Source organism: Paenibacillus sp. NPDC058177 (assembly GCF_042883835.1).
Classification (GTDB): Bacteria; Bacillota; Bacilli; order Paenibacillales; family Paenibacillaceae; genus Paenibacillus_AQ; species Paenibacillus_AQ agri.
Genome location: NZ_JBHVVB010000005.1, coordinates 110740 through 129922, shown reverse-complemented (window position 1 = coordinate 129922; position 19183 = coordinate 110740). Strand labels below are relative to the sequence as shown.

At 49.2% G+C, this 19183-nt stretch carries 14 protein-coding genes; 12 read left to right on the top strand and 2 right to left on the bottom strand.

Annotated elements, in window-relative coordinates; genetic code table 11:
• The first annotated feature begins 9 nt into the window (after window positions 1–9).
• A complete protein-coding gene (gene nspC, locus ACFVU8_RS20100; protein WP_387430124.1) occupies window positions 10–1146 on the top strand; it encodes a carboxynorspermidine decarboxylase in 1137 nt (378 codons plus the stop codon).
• Between the two features lie 197 nt (window positions 1147–1343).
• Here nspC and ACFVU8_RS20095 read toward each other — a convergent pair whose 3' ends face one another.
• Window positions 1344–2825 (bottom strand): stalk domain-containing protein, encoded by a 1482-nt coding sequence (locus tag ACFVU8_RS20095; protein WP_387429656.1) that lies wholly within the window; start codon window positions 2823–2825, stop codon window positions 1344–1346.
• 256 nt (window positions 2826–3081) lie between these two features.
• Here ACFVU8_RS20095 and ACFVU8_RS20090 point away from each other — a divergent pair, with 256 nt between their 5' ends.
• The 9 genes from ACFVU8_RS20090 (at window position 3082) to ACFVU8_RS20050 (ending at window position 14818) form a co-directional block, all read left to right on the top strand.
• The gene (locus ACFVU8_RS20090) at window positions 3082–3705 is read left to right on the top strand and encodes a deoxynucleoside kinase (protein ID WP_387429653.1); all 624 of its coding nucleotides are present in this window, start codon (window positions 3082–3084) and stop codon (window positions 3703–3705) included.
• Window positions 3702–4355 carry a deoxynucleoside kinase gene (locus tag ACFVU8_RS20085; RefSeq protein ID WP_175370427.1) on the top strand — a complete coding sequence of 218 codons (654 nt, stop codon included), beginning with the start codon at window positions 3702–3704 and terminating at the stop codon, window positions 4353–4355. The genes ACFVU8_RS20090 and ACFVU8_RS20085 overlap by 4 nt, the downstream gene beginning before the upstream one ends.
• Window positions 4356–4474: 119 nt before the next feature.
• Window positions 4475–5656, top strand: a complete 1182-nt coding sequence (locus tag ACFVU8_RS20080) for a MalY/PatB family protein (RefSeq protein WP_387429650.1) — start codon at window positions 4475–4477, stop codon at window positions 5654–5656.
• 30 nt (window positions 5657–5686) lie between these two features.
• A complete protein-coding gene (locus ACFVU8_RS20075) occupies window positions 5687–6637 on the top strand; it encodes a nucleoside hydrolase (RefSeq protein WP_387429648.1) in 951 nt (316 codons plus the stop codon).
• A 113-nt stretch (window positions 6638–6750) separates the two neighbouring features.
• Complete coding sequence (locus tag ACFVU8_RS20070; protein WP_387429647.1) at window positions 6751–8001, top strand: stalk domain-containing protein; 1251 nt, start codon at window positions 6751–6753, stop codon at window positions 7999–8001.
• A 72-nt stretch (window positions 8002–8073) separates the two neighbouring features.
• Window positions 8074–8925 carry an MBL fold metallo-hydrolase gene (locus ACFVU8_RS20065; RefSeq protein ID WP_387429645.1) on the top strand — a complete coding sequence of 284 codons (852 nt, stop codon included), beginning with the start codon at window positions 8074–8076 and terminating at the stop codon, window positions 8923–8925.
• A 278-nt stretch (window positions 8926–9203) separates the two neighbouring features.
• Complete coding sequence (locus ACFVU8_RS20060; RefSeq protein WP_379470331.1) at window positions 9204–10151, top strand: radical SAM protein; 948 nt, start codon at window positions 9204–9206, stop codon at window positions 10149–10151.
• Between the two features lie 251 nt (window positions 10152–10402).
• Complete coding sequence (locus ACFVU8_RS20055) at window positions 10403–12436, top strand: methyl-accepting chemotaxis protein (protein WP_387429643.1); 2034 nt, start codon at window positions 10403–10405, stop codon at window positions 12434–12436.
• A gap of 753 nt (window positions 12437–13189) precedes the next feature.
• Window positions 13190–14818 (top strand): response regulator transcription factor, encoded by a 1629-nt coding sequence (locus ACFVU8_RS20050; protein ID WP_387429640.1) that lies wholly within the window; start codon window positions 13190–13192, stop codon window positions 14816–14818.
• A gap of 283 nt (window positions 14819–15101) precedes the next feature.
• Here ACFVU8_RS20050 and ACFVU8_RS20045 read toward each other — a convergent pair whose 3' ends face one another.
• A complete protein-coding gene (locus ACFVU8_RS20045; protein WP_387429637.1) occupies window positions 15102–16379 on the bottom strand; it encodes a histidine--tRNA ligase in 1278 nt (425 codons plus the stop codon).
• A gap of 445 nt (window positions 16380–16824) precedes the next feature.
• Here ACFVU8_RS20045 and ACFVU8_RS20040 point away from each other — a divergent pair, with 445 nt between their 5' ends.
• Together ACFVU8_RS20040 and ACFVU8_RS20035 are read left to right on the top strand one after the other, a co-directional pair.
• Entirely contained in the window at window positions 16825–17475 is a 651-nt protein-coding gene (locus ACFVU8_RS20040) for an HD domain-containing protein (RefSeq protein ID WP_387429635.1), read from the top strand.
• Between the two features lie 30 nt (window positions 17476–17505).
• The gene (locus ACFVU8_RS20035; RefSeq protein WP_387429632.1) at window positions 17506–18951 is read left to right on the top strand and encodes a DEAD/DEAH box helicase; all 1446 of its coding nucleotides are present in this window, start codon (window positions 17506–17508) and stop codon (window positions 18949–18951) included.
• Window positions 18952–19183 lie beyond the last annotated feature (232 nt).

Genomic DNA, 19183 nt, shown 5'->3' with positions numbered 1-19183 from the left:
ATGAAGGAAATCGGTATCGACATCAGCAGCCTGCCGTCGCCCAGCTATCTTGTGGATGAGAGATTGCTGGTACGCAACCTTGAAGTTTTGAATTCTGTGCAGGAACGTTCTGGCGCCAAGATCCTCTTGGCCCAGAAGGGTTTCTCTATGCACTCCATGTATCCGCTCGTCGGCAAGTACCTGCATGGCGTGACTTCCAGCTCCTTGTTCGAGGCCAGACTTGGCTATGAGAAAATGGGCAAAGAAGTTCATGTCTACGCTCCGGCTTACATGGACCGTGAGTTCGACGAAATCATGAGCTACAGTGATCATATTGTGTTTAACTCCTTCGATCAATGGAGCCGGTTCAAGGACCGGGTACAAAATGCACCGAAGAAGATCAGCTGCGGTATTCGCGTTAATCCGGAATATTCGGAGCTTGAAATTCCGCTATATGATCCGTGCTACAACTTCTCGAGAATGGGTGTAACCCTGCCGAACTTCCGTCCGGAAGAGCTGGAAGGTATTGATGGACTGCATTTCCACACGATGTGTGAGCAGAACTCCGATACCTTGGAGCGGACGCTGAAGGTCGTTGAAGAGAAGTTCGGTGAATACCTGCATGGTATGAAATGGCTGAACTTCGGCGGCGGACATCATATTACCCGTCCGGACTATGATCTGGATACCCTAGTTCGCTGTATTGTGTACATGAAAGAGAAGTATGATCTGGAGATTTATCTGGAGCCGGGCGAAGCAGTTGCTCTGAACACCGGATATCTGGTAGCTACTGTTCTCGACGTGATGCACAATGGAATGGATATTGCCATTCTAGATACCTCCGCAGAGTGTCATATGCCAGACGTTCTGGCTATGCCTTACCGTCCTGGTATTATTGGAGCTGGTGAGCCGGGTGAGCATCCGTATACGTACAGATTGGGCGGCATGACTTGTCTCGCAGGAGACGTCATTGGCGACTACTCCTTCAAGGAGCCTTTGAAGTACGGTGATAAGCTGGTGTTCCTGGATATGGCACACTACTCCATGGTGAAGAATCACATGTTCAACGGTGTGAATTTGCCGGCCATTGCTTCCTATAACGAAGAAGAGGGCATCAAGGTTATCCGCGAATTCCAATTCGAGGATTTCAGCGGCCGTCTGTCCTAATCCTATACGTAATTAAAGGGAGCTTCCAATAGCCGGTTTACGGCTTGAGGAAGCTCCTTTGTTGTTTTGTGGCTTAAGTAATTGCCTTATGGAGTGAACTTAAGAAGCCAACGATGAAGCGATAAAACTCTAATAGACAGAGTTTGTTCAGTTCGGGATGCTTAATTCTTAAGCTCAGCTAATATTCGTTGCTCTGCTTACTTCATGGTGATGGCAATCCGATCTTCCTGGGAGATCCATTCTACGGTTGCACCCAGCTTTTCACTGATAAACCGCAGCGGCAGATACAGGATGCCATTCACATTGAACGGTTTATTCTGGAGTGTAACTAACTCATCATTCACCCTAGTCTGTCCACTCGTAGCACTGACATTGATGGTAATGGCAGGCTTGCCGTCTTCGGTGCGGGCCACAGTTGCTAATTTGTTCATCTGATCAAAGGTCACTTTGGCACCCAGCTTCTCGAACACTGAACGTAGGGGAATGAAATTCTGACCATTCCTTGTAATGACTCCGCTGGTCAGCGCTACATTCTCACCGTTTAGCGAGACCGAGATCGGATTCTGTACAGGTACTGGCTTATAATGGCTGAAATCATAGTCACCATAACCCAATTCAGCATGCTTGTTCACACCCCAGCCCCAGAGTGTGCCGTCCTGCTTCTGCATAATGATATGGCGCGGACCACTGCGGATGGATTGTACATCCGAGAAAATCTGTTCAAATTCGGCATCCGCAGGCATGGAGGTGCGGTAGGTGGAGGCGGCGAAGAGCTTGCCGTCCGTGGTCAGGGCAAGAAGAGAGTTCTCCACGACAAAAGCATCCTGCACATGCTTGATCCCGCTCAGGAGAACAGGTACCGGATTATCGTTCCGTGTAGTTCCATCCGATACACCCGTGATGGTCGCCCCCCAGAACCAGAGACGGGAGCCCCCATCAATCGCAGTGTTGGAGTAGCTATTATGCCTGATGGCTTTAATGTTGGATAGCGGTTGAAGCTGCACCGGGGTCATGGCCTTTGGTTTTGCACTCTTCCGTTCAAAGGTGGCGGGCCAGGTCCAGACAGTGCCGTCCCCCTTAAGGGCCATATTATGCGCAATCTGCACCACGTTGTTCAGCCCCTGAACCGGCTCAAAGGTCTGTAATCGGTTATTATCCTTCCAGACAGACCCGTCTTTCTTCAAAAAGATGTACTGTTCCTCTTCAAAAGCATAATATCCTTGTATATCCGCTACATTATCGATCCCAGTTACTGGAGTAAAGGTTGCGGGGTCCCATTCCTCCTGATTTGGAATGGAGGCGAATACGTCGCCCTGCTCATTCAGGGCCAGTGTGGTGTGTCCATAGCGGAAGACATCAATAATCCGTTCCAATCCTTTGACAGGGACCAGTTCAATGATCAGATCACGGCCTTTCCGTTCCCACAGCCAGACGGAGCCATCCTTCTTCAGTACATATCCGTCGTCAAACATGGCCTGCACATCGGATAAACCAGAGATTTGGGTTGGCACAGGCTGATTGTAGCTCCATACCCACAGACTGCCATCGCTTTTGATGAGGGAGTCTTGACTGTAGGACGTGATTTTACTGGCGGGAGCAGATTCAGCACTGACGATAGAAGCGCTTGCGGCCAGCGTGAGGCCCAACATGAGACTGAGAAACAATGTTTTTTTATTCATTTGTTTTGCACCTCGAACGTTCTAATTGGGAAAATATAGGATGTTTTTCTCCTAGAGTTAGACGCATTTTTGCTCAAAAAGTTTCCTTCTGGACAGCTAGAAACTCATACGTATCTTAGAAGGCCATGCAGGGAAGATTACGGTCTGAAGCTATCATTTAAAATTTTTATTATGCGAAAATAGATGCTGCTATGATACAATAAATCAGTCTGTTTTTAGAGCAGGGGTCCGTATTTGGAGGAGGAATTCAGCATCAATGAGACAAGCGCCATTTATTGCCGTGGAAGGTCCGATCGGAGCAGGGAAAACAACGCTGTCTTCGATGCTTGCAGAGACATTACGCCTTCCTATTATTAAGGAAATTGTTGAAGAGAATCTGTTCCTAGACAAGTTCTATCAGAACATGGACGATTGGAGCTTTCAACTGGAGATGTTCTTTCTCTGCAATCGGTACAAGCAATTGGAGGATACGATTACCCAGTACATAGAGAAGGGCAAGCCGGTGATTTCGGATTACCATATTTATAAGAATCTGATTTTTAGCGAGCGGACGCTGAAGGGGACGAAGCGGGACAAGTACCGCCAAATCTATCATGTGCTTACTGATGATCTGCCAAAGCCGGATATCATTATATATATAAGAGCAGATCTTGATACCTTGCTGGCTAGAATTGCTAAGCGCGGCCGTTCTTTTGAAGAAGGGATGGACAAGGCCTATCTGCAGCAGCTGATCGAGGATTACGATGATGCGATGAGTTCCCTGGCTGCCCGTGAGCCGTCCACTATTATTATGACCATAGATGGCAATACGGTCGATTTCGTGGAGAATCGGATGCATTATGAAGAAATTGCCGCAAAAGTAAAGGAGCTTATGGAATGAACCAATATCAAATCCCGGAGAACGCAATCATAACGGTGGCCGGAACCGTGGGTGTAGGAAAATCGACATTGACAGGTGCGCTGGCGAGCCGGCTTGGCTTCCAGACCTCACTGGAGCAGGTGGATCATAACCCTTACCTGGAGAAGTTCTATCATGATTTTGAGCGGTGGAGCTTCCACCTGCAAATCTATTTTCTGGCTGAACGCTTCAAGGAGCAGAAGAAGATGTTCGAGATGGGCGGAGGGTTCGTGCAGGACCGTTCCATTTATGAGGACACTGGTATTTTTGCCAAAATGCATGCAGATCAAGGGACGATGTCCAAGACGGATTATGAGACCTACACCAGTCTTTATGAAGCCATGGTAATGACTCCGTACTTCCCGCACCCGGATGTGCTGATCTACATTGAGGGCAGTCTGCCATCCATCCTAACCCGGATTAATGAACGTGGCCGTGAGATGGAGATTCAGACAGATGTTTCTTACTGGGAGCAGATGCACCGCCGGTATTCGATATGGATTGATGAATTCAAGGCTTGTCCGGTGCTGCGCCTGAACATTGATGACTATGACGTGCATGATCCGGCGTCCCTCTCCGATATCCTGGAGCAGGTGGGTCGGACCATTGCGGGCTCGGGAGCAAAAATATAATTTCTGGAAAAGGCGGCACGCTTAGATGCCGTCTTTTTGCTGTCATCAGAGGGATGCATGTTTAATTTGCCCGCCCCATGTTACAATATTTGAACAACAAGATGATGAGGTGACGATAGTTGAAGTATGATTTTGAACGTATAATTAACCGCCGCAATACGGGTTCCGTCAAATGGGATGAATGCGGAAAGCTGTTTGGGAATGAGGATATTCTGCCTTTGTGGGTAGCTGATATGGACTTTGAAAGCCCGCCTGCCGTGAAGGAGGCGCTGCTGCGTCGTGCGGAGCAGGGACTTTATGGATATAGCATCAGTGATGACTCCTATCAGGAAGCGATTATCTCCTGGTTTGGGAGAAGGCATGACTGGGCACTGAAGCCGGAGTGGATCGTAAATTCACCGGGTGTCGTAGTCAGCTTGGGATTGTGTGTGGAACTATTCAGCGGGCCGGGGGATGGAGTGATTATTCAGACACCTGTGTATCACCCATTCTACGATGTGATCGAAATGAATGGCCGGACGTTGGTCAAGAATCCGCTTTTGCAGTGCGATGGCCGTTATGAGATGGATTATGAAGGTCTGGAGAGATTAATGCAGGACGGAGCAAAACTGATGATTCTGTGTAGTCCGCATAATCCTGTCGGCCGGATATGGGAACGTGATGAATTGCTGCGTCTAGGTGAGTTATGTCTGCGGTATGGAGTGACGGTTATCTCGGATGGTATTCATTGCGATATGGAGTTTCAGGGTCATAAATACCTCTCGTTTGCTAGGTTGTCTCCGGAACTGGCGGACATCACGGTGACAGCACTGTCTGTGACGAAGACCTTCAATCTGCCGGGACTGCAAACCTCTATTATTGTGGCTTCTAACCCAGTGCTGCGGCGAAAATTCAAGCGTAGACTGAATGCGCTGGGGCTTAACAATCTTGGTTATTTTGCCGCTGAGGTCGTTAAGGCTGCTTACAATGAAAGCGAAGATTGGCTGGAGGAGCTAATTCAATACATTGCCGGCAATGTAGAATATGCAACCGATTATTTGAAACGTCATCTGCCGCAGATCGGCATTACCCGTCCGGATGGGACATACCTGTTATGGATTGACTGCCGTGCACTTGGACTAGATGTTCCGGGCCTCAAGAAGTTAATGTACAAGGAAGCCCAGATCGCCTTCAATGAAGGCTCGATCTTCGGCACCGAGGGCGAAGGTTATCTGCGGATCAATCTCGCCTGTCCCCGTTCCACGCTGCAGGAAGCGCTGGAGCGCTTTGTCAGAGCTGCCGGTACCATAAACGGACAATAACATTATGTATTTTATAAGGAGGCAACAGTGATGAATCAAACTAGACTCATTTTAGATGTAGACACAGGGATAGACGATGCATTGGCGATTTTATATGCCTTGAAGGCACCGAATGTGGTGATCGAGGGGATTACGACTATTTTTGGAAATGTGGATGTGGAGCAGGCTACGGAGAATACGCTCCGACTGCTGGCACTGGCACAGCCTGGGTATGAGATTCCGGTTGCCGTTGGTGCAGGCACAGCATTAGCGAAAAAGACCGCAGGATATGCAACCGGCGTTCATGGTGAGAACGGGATCGGCGGGGTGGAACTGGCTTCCTCCAGCCAGCAACCGGTCAAAGAAACAGCAGCGGAGTTTATCGTTCGCATTGCCAAGGAGAATCCCGGTGAGATCGTACTGGTCACGCTGGCCCATCTGACAAACCTGTCGCATGCTTTGGAGCTGGAACCGAATCTGAAGAATCTGTTGAAGAAGGTTGTTGTGATGGGGGGCACAGTCTTCAGACCGGGGAACAAAACGCCAGTAGCGGAAGCCAATATATGGGGAGATCCTGAGGCAGCCGACCATGTATTCACCTCGGGTCTGCCACTGACGATGGTAGGACTGGATGTTACTCAGAAGACGGTTATTACGCGGGAGCACCTGAATCTCCTACAGCGTCAGGGACGGGAAGAGAATCGGGAGATCATCGCGTTCATGGAAGAGTCGCTATCTCACTATTTCAAATTCTATCAGGAAGTGAACTATTTCATCGAAAGCGCGCCGCTGCATGATCCTTTAGCATTGATGGTAGCTTTGCAACCGGACCTAGTCACAACTCGTCAGATGAAAGTACGGGTGGAGTGCAAGGGAGAACATACTGCTGGTATGGTCGTTGCAGATCTGCGTCCTCAGCCTAAAGTTGGAGAGTTCATCGAGGTAGCAGTTGAGGTTGATACGGAGCGTGCGGTGGGTGTGTTCCTCAGTGCCTTCATATAAACATGCACTTTGTCTTCTTTAATTTGCTATATATATCATATTTGGTAAAATGATAGGGAGAAAAATAGAATAGCAAACTGAAAATTCATATTCTCTTAGATTGGAGACTCCTTATGAAACGGTTCAGCAAACTCTTATTATGCCTCGCTATCACCTTGGGCAGTGCCTCAGCCCTGCAGGCAAGTACTACCGAGGCCGCCGGAGCATCTGATGGGGTAAAGATCATCCTGGACGGATATCCCTTACCCTTCCCGGTGGAGCCAGCTATGATGAATGGAACGACCATGGTGCCCTTCCGGGCGATATCTGAGGCTCTGGGCATCAAGGTAGAGTGGAATCAGGGTGCCAAGCAGATCACAGCCACCAAGGTGGATGCTGCTGACGCCAAGGTAGTTGTGCTTACACTCGGCAGCAAGGATGCCACCGTTAATGGCGGGACGGTCAAGCTAGCCGTCGCTCCGCAAAATGTGCGTGGTACCACGATGATTCCGCTGAGCTTCTTCAGCGGGCAGTTCGGTGCGGCGGTGACCTGGGATCAGGCCACCAAGACGGTCTCTATCACTTCGCCGAAGACGGACATGTATAAGCTCGGCTTCTACGCACAGGGAGCTTATGGCGAGGTGTCGCTGATCCCGAGCTTCGACGCCGTAGCTTTCGGCTGGAGCCGGATTGACCGCAGCGGGAATTTTACAACCACAGGTGATGATTTCAGATGGCCGAAGCCAGCGGGAGATGTGACACCGGAATCTCTTGTTCTGGATGCGGCTGCCGGAGGAACCGAGCCTTACCTGATGGTCTATTCAGTGGATGGGAAGCTTGAGCTGACTAAGAACCTGGAGGACAAGGTGCTTCAGGAGCAGACTATAACCAGTATTGTGGATACCGCGTCCCAAAAAGGGTTTAAAGGTATTGCACTCGATTTAGAGGGTCTCGGACTTACGGGGGACAAGGCCAAGGTTCAGGGAGAGTACAATGCTTTTGTGAAGAACCTGTCCACCAAAGCCAAGGCAGCAGGCTTGAAGCTTACCGTTATTCTTCACCCGCTTAATAGCTCTTATAAAGGTTATGATTACAAGACACTCGGAAGCGTAGCGGATGACCTGATCATTATGGCTTATGCCTATGAGGATGAATCCCGGCCTGAACCGATTAACAAGGTCGATGAGGGTATCCGGCTAGCCCTGCAGCAGGTCAACAAGGACAAGCTGATTCTCGGTATTTCCGTATATAGCGAGAATGAGAGCTCAGTTAATGCCAAGATCGGGTTGGCTAAGCGATATGGTCTCAAAGGCATTGCTATCTGGCGGATCGGCATTATCGGGCAACCAGCCTTGGCTGAAATGAGCAAATCCGTGGAATTCTAGGGATATGCATCCGAAAAAACGTCTGTTGAACAGGATAGCAGCAGGCTTCAAGCAGAAAGGCAGGAGACAGCTATGAATACACAGAACTCGCGTAAAGGTCAAATAATTATCCAGGAAGTAAATGAAACAGAGGTTCCTTACGGTACTCTGGCGGTATGGTTTCTTGGGCAGGAAAGTGTCATTATCAAAGGAGACGGCCTTACCGTCTACATAGATCCGTATGTATCCGAGAATCCGCATCGCACGTATCCCGCGCCGATCGGACCTGAAGATATCACGAACGCTGATATCTGCTTGATTACACATGATCATCTTGACCATCTGGATACAGGTTCGATTCCTTCCATCGTGAAGAACAATGCCGATGTCCGCTTTATGGCTCCGGCCGTATGCGCAGCACCGCTGCACGAACTGGGTGTGCAGGAAGATCAACTGCTGACTGCGAATCCGGAGAACTGGATAGAACTCGGACCTAAACTGAAGGTATTGCCTGTCACAGCCTCGCATGAGCAGTTGGACAGAGACAGCGAAGGACTTCCGCATTATGTCGGATACATTCTTCAGCTGAATGGAGTCACGCTCTATCATGCCGGGGACACCGTGTTATTCCCAGAGTTAATTGAGACAGTCAGCCGTCAGACCATTGATTTGGCGATGCTGCCAATCAACGGGCGTGATTATTTCCGCAACCAGCGCGATATTGCCGGCAATATGGATTACCGGGAGGCTGTCGAGTTCGCGGCCGTAGCGGGATTCGAGACGGTTATCCCGCTGCACTATGATATTTTTGCTGGAAATGCCGAGAATCCGGGCTACTTTGTGGATTATCTCTACCGTCATTTCCCGGAGCAGAAATTCCATGTGATGGCCCGGGCGGAACGATTCATCTATGTGTCGCCTAAGGCTTTTCTGAACAGCAAATAGAACGATCATTTGTAATAGATAAGATAATGAAGCGGAACCCCCTCGAAGTTGTGAGGGGGTTTTTGCTGTGGTTGTTTTTGTATTTATAAGAAGAACAAAAGAATGTAACAAAAAGCGAGGAGGAACGAAGGGGGGAGATTGGAACTGTAGGAGCGCTATCTAATTTGGTTTCGGTCTACATAGAATAAAAGTCACATAAACCTGCTCTGCAAACCTTTATAATCACTAAGGTTGAATTCATTTATCATACTTACTATTTTGCAGGAGGACTTGTGAACATGAAATATAAATCTCTGGAGCTGGATAAACCGTTAACATACGAACTGGAGGGGCTGGAAGTTGGGGTCACCTCTAACTGTAATTTCCGCTGCGATTACTGCTGTGCCTACAACCGGAATGACGGGCAAAGTATCGATGGCAAGGAAGTGATTCGTATTCTGGAAGAATTGCCCGGGCTCAAAAGAGTACGTCTGTCCGGCGGTGAAGTAACGTTGAAATATCAGGATTGCGTAGAAATTGTAGCTTACTGTGCCTCACGCGGCATTCAGACGCAGTTGAACTCCAATGGCAGTCTGCTTAGCGCCGAACGAATTGATAAATTGGTGGAAGCTGGATTGACCACTATACATATCTCCTTCAACTTCACTACGGCGGAGGCCTTTTCCAAGTATTATAATATTCACCCAAGTATCTATAAGAAGATTAGAGAAAATATCAGCCTTTTCGCGGCGACCCCGGTGGACACCGTACTGGAGACGCTGCTGTTCAGCGAAACCCAGGATAACATGAAGGAAATTAGTGATCACGTCTATGATATGGGTGTACGTACTCATGAGATTCAGAACAGCATCATCATGGGACATACCGGTTGGAAAGCCATTGCCGCCCGGGAGCAGCTTAAGCAGGCTGTGAACGATTTGATTTCGCGTAAAAAGGACGATACCACACTCTACTTTACTTGCATGGACCGCTTTATGGAGGAGATGGGCTTTCAGGAACAGCCGGGAGTATATTTCCCGCATTGCATCGAAGGCAAGAAACAGCTCCATTTGCATGGCAACGGTGATATCCTGATCTCCGAACTGTGTCATCCTGTTATCATCGGCAACATTTATAATGGAACTTCTCTTAAAGATCTGTACAGCAACATGCCAGGACCACTGGCTCAATTTCTGGATAAGCAGCCTTGTCCAGCGAGGGATGCTTTGTTTCCGCAAAAGGTCTAAAGAACCGGATACTACCTCATAAAGTAGGATGAAAGACCAGGCAGGGCGGTGGGAACACCGCCTTTTTTTCATTCATTTAAACTTTTAAAACATTAAAATTTACATTTCGACAAAATATGATCTATTTTATTGTTTTTCGACTTTTTATATTCATTAACCCGGGCCCACATCCGATAGTAATGGTAATAAAATTGATTGCAATAATTGAATTCCTGACAAGATTAGATCATGCCGGAAGGGTGTCGAGTACGATGAAGATTCGAATGAAATTATCGGTTATGCTGATTGCAGTAACACTGTTTTCCACTGCAGTAATGGGTATATTTACCTACAACAAGTCAACCCACACGATACTCAATCTCACAGAATCTTCAATGGAGCAAGTTACGGACAACAAAGCAGAGAATATTGAAGCCATGATCGACAAGGAAAAGAGAAGTATTGCATTGGTTGCCGGACAGACGGAGATCGCCGAACTGCTCCACAAAGCGGGTAAAGGAGCCATTCAGGCTGGCGACCCTTTGCAAAACGAGGTGAACAATAGGCTGCAGGGCCTGGTGAAAGACGCCGGCAATCTGGAGCATATGTTTGTGGTTGATATGAATGGGACGATCGTCGGAGACAGCGACACGAAATTACTGGGAGTTAGCGTAGGGGATAGAGCCTATACGAAAAGCGTGCTGGCCTCCGGTGCGCCGGTGATCAGCGAGACGCTAAAATCGAAATCGACGGGTGCGTTCATAATTGCTTTTGTTCACCCGGTGAAAAGTGACGGCAAAATGGTCGGATTCACAGCCTCTGCCGTAACGGCCAATAGTATCACGCAATATTTGGATAATACCAAAGCAGTTAATGCCCCATCTTCCTATGCCTACCTTGTGGATGAGACAGGAATTATTCTCTATCATCCCGATGAGAGTAAAGTTGGAACCGCTGTGGAGAACGCACAAATCAAGTCTGTCGTAGAGCAGGTCAAAGCTGGGGTTATGCCAAAGAACGCTTCTGTGGAATATGTATATAAAGGTTCGGAGAAGAAAGCCTCTTACACGGTGCTTCCGGATACGAAATGGACACTGGTATTGACCGGCGATATTCACGAAATCAAGAAACCGGCTGAGGAGATGACGAAGTTCATTTTGCTGCTGGGTCTGGGGATTTTGTTGGTTACTTTGATCACCGGATTATGGCTGGCAGGTAGAATCTCGTCTCCGATTGTTAAGCTGACTGAGATGATTAATCGGACGGCCAAGCTGGACCTGAAGTATGATGCACAGTACGAGTATTTGAAAAAGAATAGGGATGAGACAGGCACCATTGCCAAGGCAATGTTCGAGACACGAGTAGTGCTTCGGGAGATGGCTGGCAGCCTGCTTGCGATCTCGACCAAGGTGCTGGGCAATGCTGAAACGCTGGAGAAGCTATCAAGTGAGGTGCGCGAAAATGCGCATGACAACTCGACCACAGCAGAGCAGCTGTCAGCGGGTATGGAGGAGACGGCGGCTTCAACTGAGGAAATGACAGCAGCCATCCATGAGATTGAGACCCATGTACATATGATTTCCGGTAGAGCCAGGGAGGGTGCAGAAGTGTCCAGCCAGATTACGCAGCGGGCGCTGGCACTCCAGCATGATGCGATGTCATCTACGGATAAGGCCAAAGCGATCTATGAATCTGTACGTACCGATATGGAAAAAGCGATCGAGCGCTCCCATGCCATTGCGGAGATCAATGTACTGACCGATACGATTCTCTCGATTACGAGTCAGACGAATCTTTTGGCCTTGAATGCGGCGATCGAGGCTGCGCGGGCGGGAGAAGCAGGCAGGGGATTCGCGGTGGTAGCCGGGGAGATTCGTAAGCTGGCTGAGAAATCCTCTGCGACAGCGGCTGGTATTCAGGGCGTTGTGCAGAATGTACATTCTTCTGTTGAGCAGATGAAAGACAACTCCGAGGCGATCCTTGATTTTATCGACCAAAATGTACTGGGAGACTACGGGCGACTGGTAGAAGTCAGTGAGCGCTATAATACGGATGCTCAGATGGTCAATGCACTGATGCATCAATTCGAATCCGCTGCGGATCACTTGAGTGAGGGTATAACGAGCATTACCGTTGCTGTAAATCAAGTGGCGGCAACAGTGAATGAAGGCGCCGTTGGCGTGCAGGATATTGCAGTAAAAACGGCGGATATTGTGGAAAAGAGCTTTGAAGAAGCCGCGATGGCAGATGCTAACACACAGAGTGCCAAGGAAATGCTGGCACTTGTTGAGAAATTTAAAATTTAGAACAAGCTGCTATAAGGCGAATGCAAGAAGGTAACAGAGAGCGACAAGGAGCGAAAGTTGTTCTTATAGCATGTGTTGGGGCGGTCCCACAGCTTGGGTATATTCTTTGTTGAGAACAGCCCATTTGCATAAAAATAATGTTTAAAAAGAACATGGCGGTAACTCAGGAGGAGTCCTGAACCCGCCATGTTCTTTTTGTGGTCGACGCCTCTTGAGCAAGGGAGGGGCAAACGAAAGGCTAACGAAAGGCAAACGAATTGCTAACGAATTGCCTCAGAAGGTTGAAGCTCATGCATGGGGGCTAACGGACCCTATCGTCGTTATCTGCACATCAAGCAGCATCTGGAACATGTAACGGACTTAGGGGACGCTATTTCCTCCCAAACAGTGGATTTCATACAGGATTTCTGCTCATAACGTCTTTGGAGTCCGTTATTTTCTGAAATGGTCGGGTTATTCGGAGATAACGTCTCTGGGGTCCGTTACCAGACAGAACAAGAAGCAAGCTGGCTCTACCACATCACCTTTTTGAATTAGTATGACAAATCCCCTCTCTCGTAGCAGGGTGTATGAATATTTTTTTCTACATGAAGGGGACCGTGCACTTTTGGGACAACCCTTTTTAATAAAGATGCCTGTATTCGTCTGGTTTCCTGTTGTTTGGAACATACTGTTAATTATAAATGAGCACGTGGGCTGCTTTCCCTGAACGGCAGACAGCGTGTACGTCGTTCTGAACAAGGGGCTGAAAGAATGTACGGGGTAATGCTAGTTGACGATGAGAAGAGTGTTCGCAGCAGCATCAAGTCCAAGATTGACTGGAAGGCTGCGGGGTTCGAGATTGTGTCAGAGGCGGGGAGCGCGAGCGAAGCGTTGAAGCTATTGAAGCGAAAGCCCTTGCCCCAGGTAATCATTTCGGATATGCGGATGCCGCAGATGGAAGGAATCGAATTCATCCGGATATGCAAGGAAAAGTATCCCGGTCTGCGGACAGTGGCGCTGTCGGGATACTCTGACTTTGAGGATCTGCGCGAAGCCGTCAGGCTTGGCGTGAAGGATTACTTGCTGAAGCCTGTTGCGCGAGACGAACTGAATGCACTGCTTGCCAAACTTGCCGCTGATCTTCGCGAAGGACAGGCCTCTGCTCAGCCTTCCAGGTTGAAAGCGAAAACGGCTGTACGAAGCGAGCAGCTGTGGCTTCTACAGGAGGATTATCTGCTGCAACTGGTGAAGGGGGAGTGGTACAGCACCAGAGCTGTAAGAGAACGGCTTGCGCAGCTGGGATTGGTCCCACTTGCCGGGAATGACCTGCGGGGGCAGTTTGTGGCAGTGGAGATGCATCTGCCGCCTGCATGGGCGACTGAGCGGCAAGAACGGCGCGAATTGCTGTATCAGGGTTTTCAGAGTCTATGCCGTGAGACGGCAGCCAGGTGGAAAGGTGTTTATCCGTTCAGCGATTTCGGGAACCCGGCGATGATGTATTTCCTGATCTCTTTTAAGAAGGAGGCTGTACAAGAGAACAAGAGCAGCCGGTTCTTACAGGAACTACAAAAGGCTGCTGGCGCAGAATTGATGCTGGACAGTGCAGCAGGAGTCGGGATGGAATTCAGAGGACTTAAGAACTTGAAGAACGGATTTGCATCTGCTCTATCGAATTGGTGCCGCAGCAGAGAGGGTGATGCTGATAATGGCACGGAGCTTCAGACCCTGCCCCCATTCTCCCCAGGTATGGAACGAAAATTGGCCAAAAGTATTGAACTATGCGAGATGCAGGCTGTCCGTGAACAACTGGAAGGTATTTTTACAAATGAGCGTGTAGAAGATCATTCTGCCGCTGAGTACAACTTTCTGGCGCTGCGAGTCCTGCTGCTCTTGGTGGCTCTGGCCGGGAAGTATGCTTCCGGCGGTTCCTCGCTTCAGAAGTATCTATGGAATGGACAGTCGCTGCTTTCCGGTCATCGCTCCCGTGAATGGTTGCTGGAAGATCTCAGCGAAAGGGCTCAGCTTGTGATGGAGGAAGTGAAGAAGACTGAAAACCGGGATGGAGTGCTGCTGGTTGAGGCGGTCAGAAAGTACGTGGAGGTCAATTATGGTTACGAATTGAGGCTTCCAATCCTGGCGAACAAATACCATATGAATGAAGCAGACTTGTCGCGGTTGTTCAAGCAGCATGTCGGTTCCAGTTTGAGTGGCTATTTGGGTGGTGTGAGGGCAGCAAAAGCTGAGCCATTCCTTCAGGAGAACATACTGAAGCTCTCCGAAATTGCTGTGGTCGTCGGTTATGCAGGACCAGATGAGTTCAGCGCTGCTTTCAAGAAGCACTACGGCAAGACCCCCAAAGAGTATCGGGAGCGCTATAATAAGATGCGTTCAGAGGCATAGGAAATTGGTGGGAGATCGAACAATCGGAAGGAACAAGGAACAGTCATTCATTAGAAAAAAAGAATCCGTGTCCCTTAAGGTTGGGACAGTCCCGAGGTACAGGAGAGGCTCCTGTACCTCTTTCTGCTGTCGCTGGCTCCAAGCGGCGAAGCAACGAGAGAACCCCAAAGCAGCAGGCCCCACAGGTCAGCGGTTTTGGGCTACCATGCAGCCAGCTTATATCGGAGAAGATTCGCAAGGGCTTCTTAAGTCACTGGATCACTTTTTGATCCGCTAAGCTCAACTACTTGGTGATCAGGTAGATAGCTTCATCTGGAACGACTGCATATTCGCATTGCTCCCGCATATCCTTCAGCCGTACAATCCCTTCGTTAGCTTCATTTTCACCGATCAGGACCACATATCGGATGCCCTTGGTGGAGGCAGAGGCCAACACTTTTTTGAGCTTCCGCTTCCCGGTCTCAATAGAGGTACGGATACCTTCCTTACGAAGCTGGGCGGCGGTCATCAGAGCCTGCGCTAGTGTATCGTCGCCTATTGGGACAATCATGACGGAGGCGTTATTCTCCTCCATCTTGCGTTCACCCAGGAGTGCCATAATCGATTCCATGCCAAAAGACAATCCAACCGTCGGGTACGCCATATCTTCCCGTTCAACGAGCTTCCCAATGATGGCGTCATATCTTCCGCCACCGCCGAGACTGGAAGTGAAAGTGCCGGAGGCATCGAAAATTTCATATACCGTACCGGTGTAGAAGGAGAGGCCCCGCGACAGGAACGGATCGAATTGACAGATCTCCTGCAGCCCGATTTTTGAGATCAGGGTCTGAAGGGCCAGTACCTCCACAGCCCCAGGTTGTCCGGTCAGGTTGTACTTACTACACAGTTGTTCAAAGCCGGGATTCTCCAGCCCGATCAGTTCGAGAATGGCGGCGGTTGTATCGCTGTTAAGTCCCTTAGCCGTCAGCTCACTTTTCACGCCAGCGACACCGACTTTTTGCAGCTTATCTAGGGTTAGCATTACCGATAAGCTGTCGGCGGCTGGGACGCCAAGAGCTTCAAGAATCTCGCCCAGAAAGCGCCGGTTGTTCCATTTCATCAAGACAGGGATCTCCAGCTTACGGAAGACCTCATCTGCGAGCTGCATCAGCTCGGCTTCTGCCTCAGGGCCGGAAATGCCGACGACATCGGCATCACATTGCAGGAATTCCCGCAGCCGTCCCCGCTTGACCGGACCGTCACGGAACACTTTTCCGATCTCATAACGCTTGAACGGCAGCTCAATCCCGGGATTCAGAGCAATCACCTTGGCAAAAGGAATGGTTAGATCATAACGAAGTCCCAATCTGCGTTCTCCCTGATCGCTGAGCTGGTACATCTCCTTCAGGATCTCATCACCTCCGGCATACTTTGAGGTCAGTAGTTCCAATTCGTTCAGCAATGTGGTGTCCATAGATTCATAATCATATAGCGCGAATTGTTCTTCGAGGAGGGTTTGAACCTTTTTCCGTAGACGTTGCTCTTTTCCGAAGTAATCATAGGTTCCTTTAACATTTTGCATGGTTGGCAGCTCCTTTAAATTGGCATGGTAGTAGATAAAAAAGAACAAAAAAACGCGCAGGACCTCTTGGTCCTGCGCGTTCTCATATGCCGCAGGGAGGCCAAACGCGAAAGCGTTAGCCCACCCTGAATAGTTACAGGGGTGCTAACGCTGTTTGTAGTAATGATGGAGTTGATTCAATATAAGGGTCGTTGTAGTAAGACACATGGTGAATCAGCTCCTTTTTCTTCATGGTTACAGCAGATTATAACGGATAATGTTAGGTCTTGCAAGCCAATACTTTTCATGTAGTCTCAAATAAAGTAGGCGAATGGCTGTGTGTAGGCTATAATGAGACGTCCATGTGAATCCACTTCATAATGCGGATTTCAATCCGAAGGCTCACTTATGGATTTATGAAATGGATTCATTGTACTATTATTTATCGCGAAAAGGGAGCAAACCCATGAACACCTCACACATTATTTCCCGCACAGAGGATTTTGTACAGGCGCAACTGGGCCAGGATACGACGGGCCATGATTGGTGGCATTCCGATAGAGTCAGAAATACCGCCTGTGTCATTGCGGCGCAGGAACAGGCAGACCCCTTCATCTGTGCCATGGCGGCGCTGCTGCATGATGTCGCCGACGAGAAATTGAACCCCTCTAAGGAAGCTGGAATGGAGAAGGTCCGCAATTGGCTTCTGTCCTGTCTGGAGGATCATAGTCAGATTGATCATATCCTCGAGATCATTGACACTATGTCTTACAGCGGTGGCGGGGGGCAACCGATGAAGACGCTGGAAGGACAGGTAGTACAGGATGCGGATCGTCTGGATGCACTTGGTGCGATCGGTATTGCCCGCACGTTCGTATTCTCGGGAGCGAAAGGACGCCCAATGCATGATCCCGGCCTGCCGGCGCGCGAGGAGTCACTGAAAGCGGAATACCGGGATTACAGTAAAGGAACGGCGGTCAATCATTTTTATGAAAAGCTGCTGAAGCTGAAAGATCTGATGAATACGTCTTACGGGCGTAAGCTGGCCGAGGAACGGCATGGGTTTATGCTTCATTTTCTAGAGGAGTTCTACAAGGAATGGAATGCGGGCAGCTAGCTGCTACTTGGGTAAAGAAGAGGTTGAATAATGAGCGGATTACAATTTAAGGATTATGGACTACAAGAAGATATTTTAAAAGCATTGGAGGCACTCTCTTATGCAACACCTACAGAAGTACAGAGTAAGGTTATTCCCACGGCGCTGACAGGGCAGGATCTGATCGTAAAATCACAAACCGGCAGCGGAAAAACAGCGGCCTTCGGCATTCCGGTCTGTCAGCTGGTGGATTGGGCAGAGAATAAGCCGCAGGCGCTGATCCTGACGCCTACACGGGAGCTTGCTGCGCAGGTGCAGAGTGATATTACTAACATCGGGCGCCTTAAGCGGATCAAAGCGGTAGCCTTGGTCGGCAAATCGCCTTTTGCCCCGCAGAAAATAGAGCTTACACAAAAAACACATGTCGTGGTGGGGACACCCGGACGCGTGTTTGACCATATCGAACGAGGCACATTGCCGCTGAATCGACTGAAGTATCTCATTATTGACGAAGCGGATGAAATGCTTAACATGGGCTTCATTGAGCAAGTGGAGGCAATTATCAAGAAGCTGCCGAGTGATCGGGTGACCCTGTTATTCTCCGCAACGTTGCCGGACAAGGTCAAGAATCTCTGCCGCAAGTACATGAATGACCCTGTGGATATTGAGATCCAGGCCAGCGGTATCACCACGGCGACTATCGATCATGCTCTTATTGAAGTAAGACAGGCAGCCAAATTCTCGCTGCTGAGCGATCTTCTCACGGTGGAGAATCCGGACAGCTGCATCATCTTCTGCCGGACCCAAGAGCAGGTGAACGATTTGTTCCGCGGCCTGGCCGATCTGGAATATCCGTGCGACAAGATCCATGGCGGCATGATGCAGGATGAACGGTTTGAGGTCATGAATGCTTTTAAAAGAGGGCAGTTCCGTTATTTGATTGCCACCGACGTAGCCGCGCGAGGGATCGATATCGACAATATCACCCATGTGATCAACTACGATATCCCGCTGGAGAAAGAAAGTTATGTTCACCGGACAGGGAGAACCGCACGCGGGGGCAAATCGGGTAAAGCTATCACTTTTGTGACACCGAATGAGCAAAAATGGGTCAAGGAAATTGAAGATTATATTGGCTTCAGCATCCCTGTGATGCCGCCTCCTTCTGAGGATGACGTGGCGGCGGCGCAGGAAGCGTTCGGGCAGAAGATCAACAGACAGCCAGTGCGCAAGAAGGACCGGAGCGAAGGGCTGAGCAAGGATATCATGAAGCTGTACTTTAACGGCGGCAAGAAGAAGAAACTTCGGGCGGTGGATTTTGTCGGTACCCTGGCTAAGCTCGATGGGGTGACGGCAGAAGATATCGGAATCATCACGATACAGGATAATGTATCCTATGTGGATATTCTGAACGGCAAAGGCCCACAGGTGCTTCAGGCGATGCGGGAGACTACCGTGAAGGGCAAGCTGCTGAAAGTGCATATCGCGAAAAAATAAGCGCTGTACTGGTATTCCATAAGGTCAAGCTGGTCCTGGGCAATAGCCAGGACATCGTAATTTGACATCTGCGGAGGCTGTCTGTTTCCAGGTCATTGTATACAAAAAAATAGGCCAACCAGAAAGCTCTGGTTAACCTATTAAACCGAAGCTGTCCCGCGTTCATGAAGATAACGCTGGGACAGCTTTTCTTTTGAGTAAAAGTTAATACTCTGTTACATCTACTGAGTTA

Coding starts and splice junctions, on each gene's coding strand:
- ACFVU8_RS20095 (WP_387429656.1), bottom strand. CDS start 2,825: ATGAATAAAAAAACATTGTTTCTCAGTCTCATGTTGGGCCTCACGCTG.
- ACFVU8_RS20045 (WP_387429637.1), bottom strand. CDS start 16,379: ATGCAAAATGTTAAAGGAACCTATGATTACTTCGGAAAAGAGCAACGT.
- ACFVU8_RS20090 (WP_387429653.1), top strand. CDS start 3,082: ATGAGACAAGCGCCATTTATTGCCGTGGAAGGTCCGATCGGAGCAGGG.
- ACFVU8_RS20070 (WP_387429647.1), top strand. CDS start 6,751: ATGAAACGGTTCAGCAAACTCTTATTATGCCTCGCTATCACCTTGGGC.
- ACFVU8_RS20050 (WP_387429640.1), top strand. CDS start 13,190: ATGTACGGGGTAATGCTAGTTGACGATGAGAAGAGTGTTCGCAGCAGC.
- ACFVU8_RS20040 (WP_387429635.1), top strand. CDS start 16,825: ATGAACACCTCACACATTATTTCCCGCACAGAGGATTTTGTACAGGCG.
- ACFVU8_RS20055 (WP_387429643.1), top strand. CDS start 10,403: ATGAAGATTCGAATGAAATTATCGGTTATGCTGATTGCAGTAACACTG.
- ACFVU8_RS20075 (WP_387429648.1), top strand. CDS start 5,687: ATGAATCAAACTAGACTCATTTTAGATGTAGACACAGGGATAGACGAT.
- ACFVU8_RS20085 (WP_175370427.1), top strand. CDS start 3,702: ATGAACCAATATCAAATCCCGGAGAACGCAATCATAACGGTGGCCGGA.
- ACFVU8_RS20035 (WP_387429632.1), top strand. CDS start 17,506: ATGAGCGGATTACAATTTAAGGATTATGGACTACAAGAAGATATTTTA.
- ACFVU8_RS20060 (WP_379470331.1), top strand. CDS start 9,204: ATGAAATATAAATCTCTGGAGCTGGATAAACCGTTAACATACGAACTG.
- ACFVU8_RS20065 (WP_387429645.1), top strand. CDS start 8,074: ATGAATACACAGAACTCGCGTAAAGGTCAAATAATTATCCAGGAAGTA.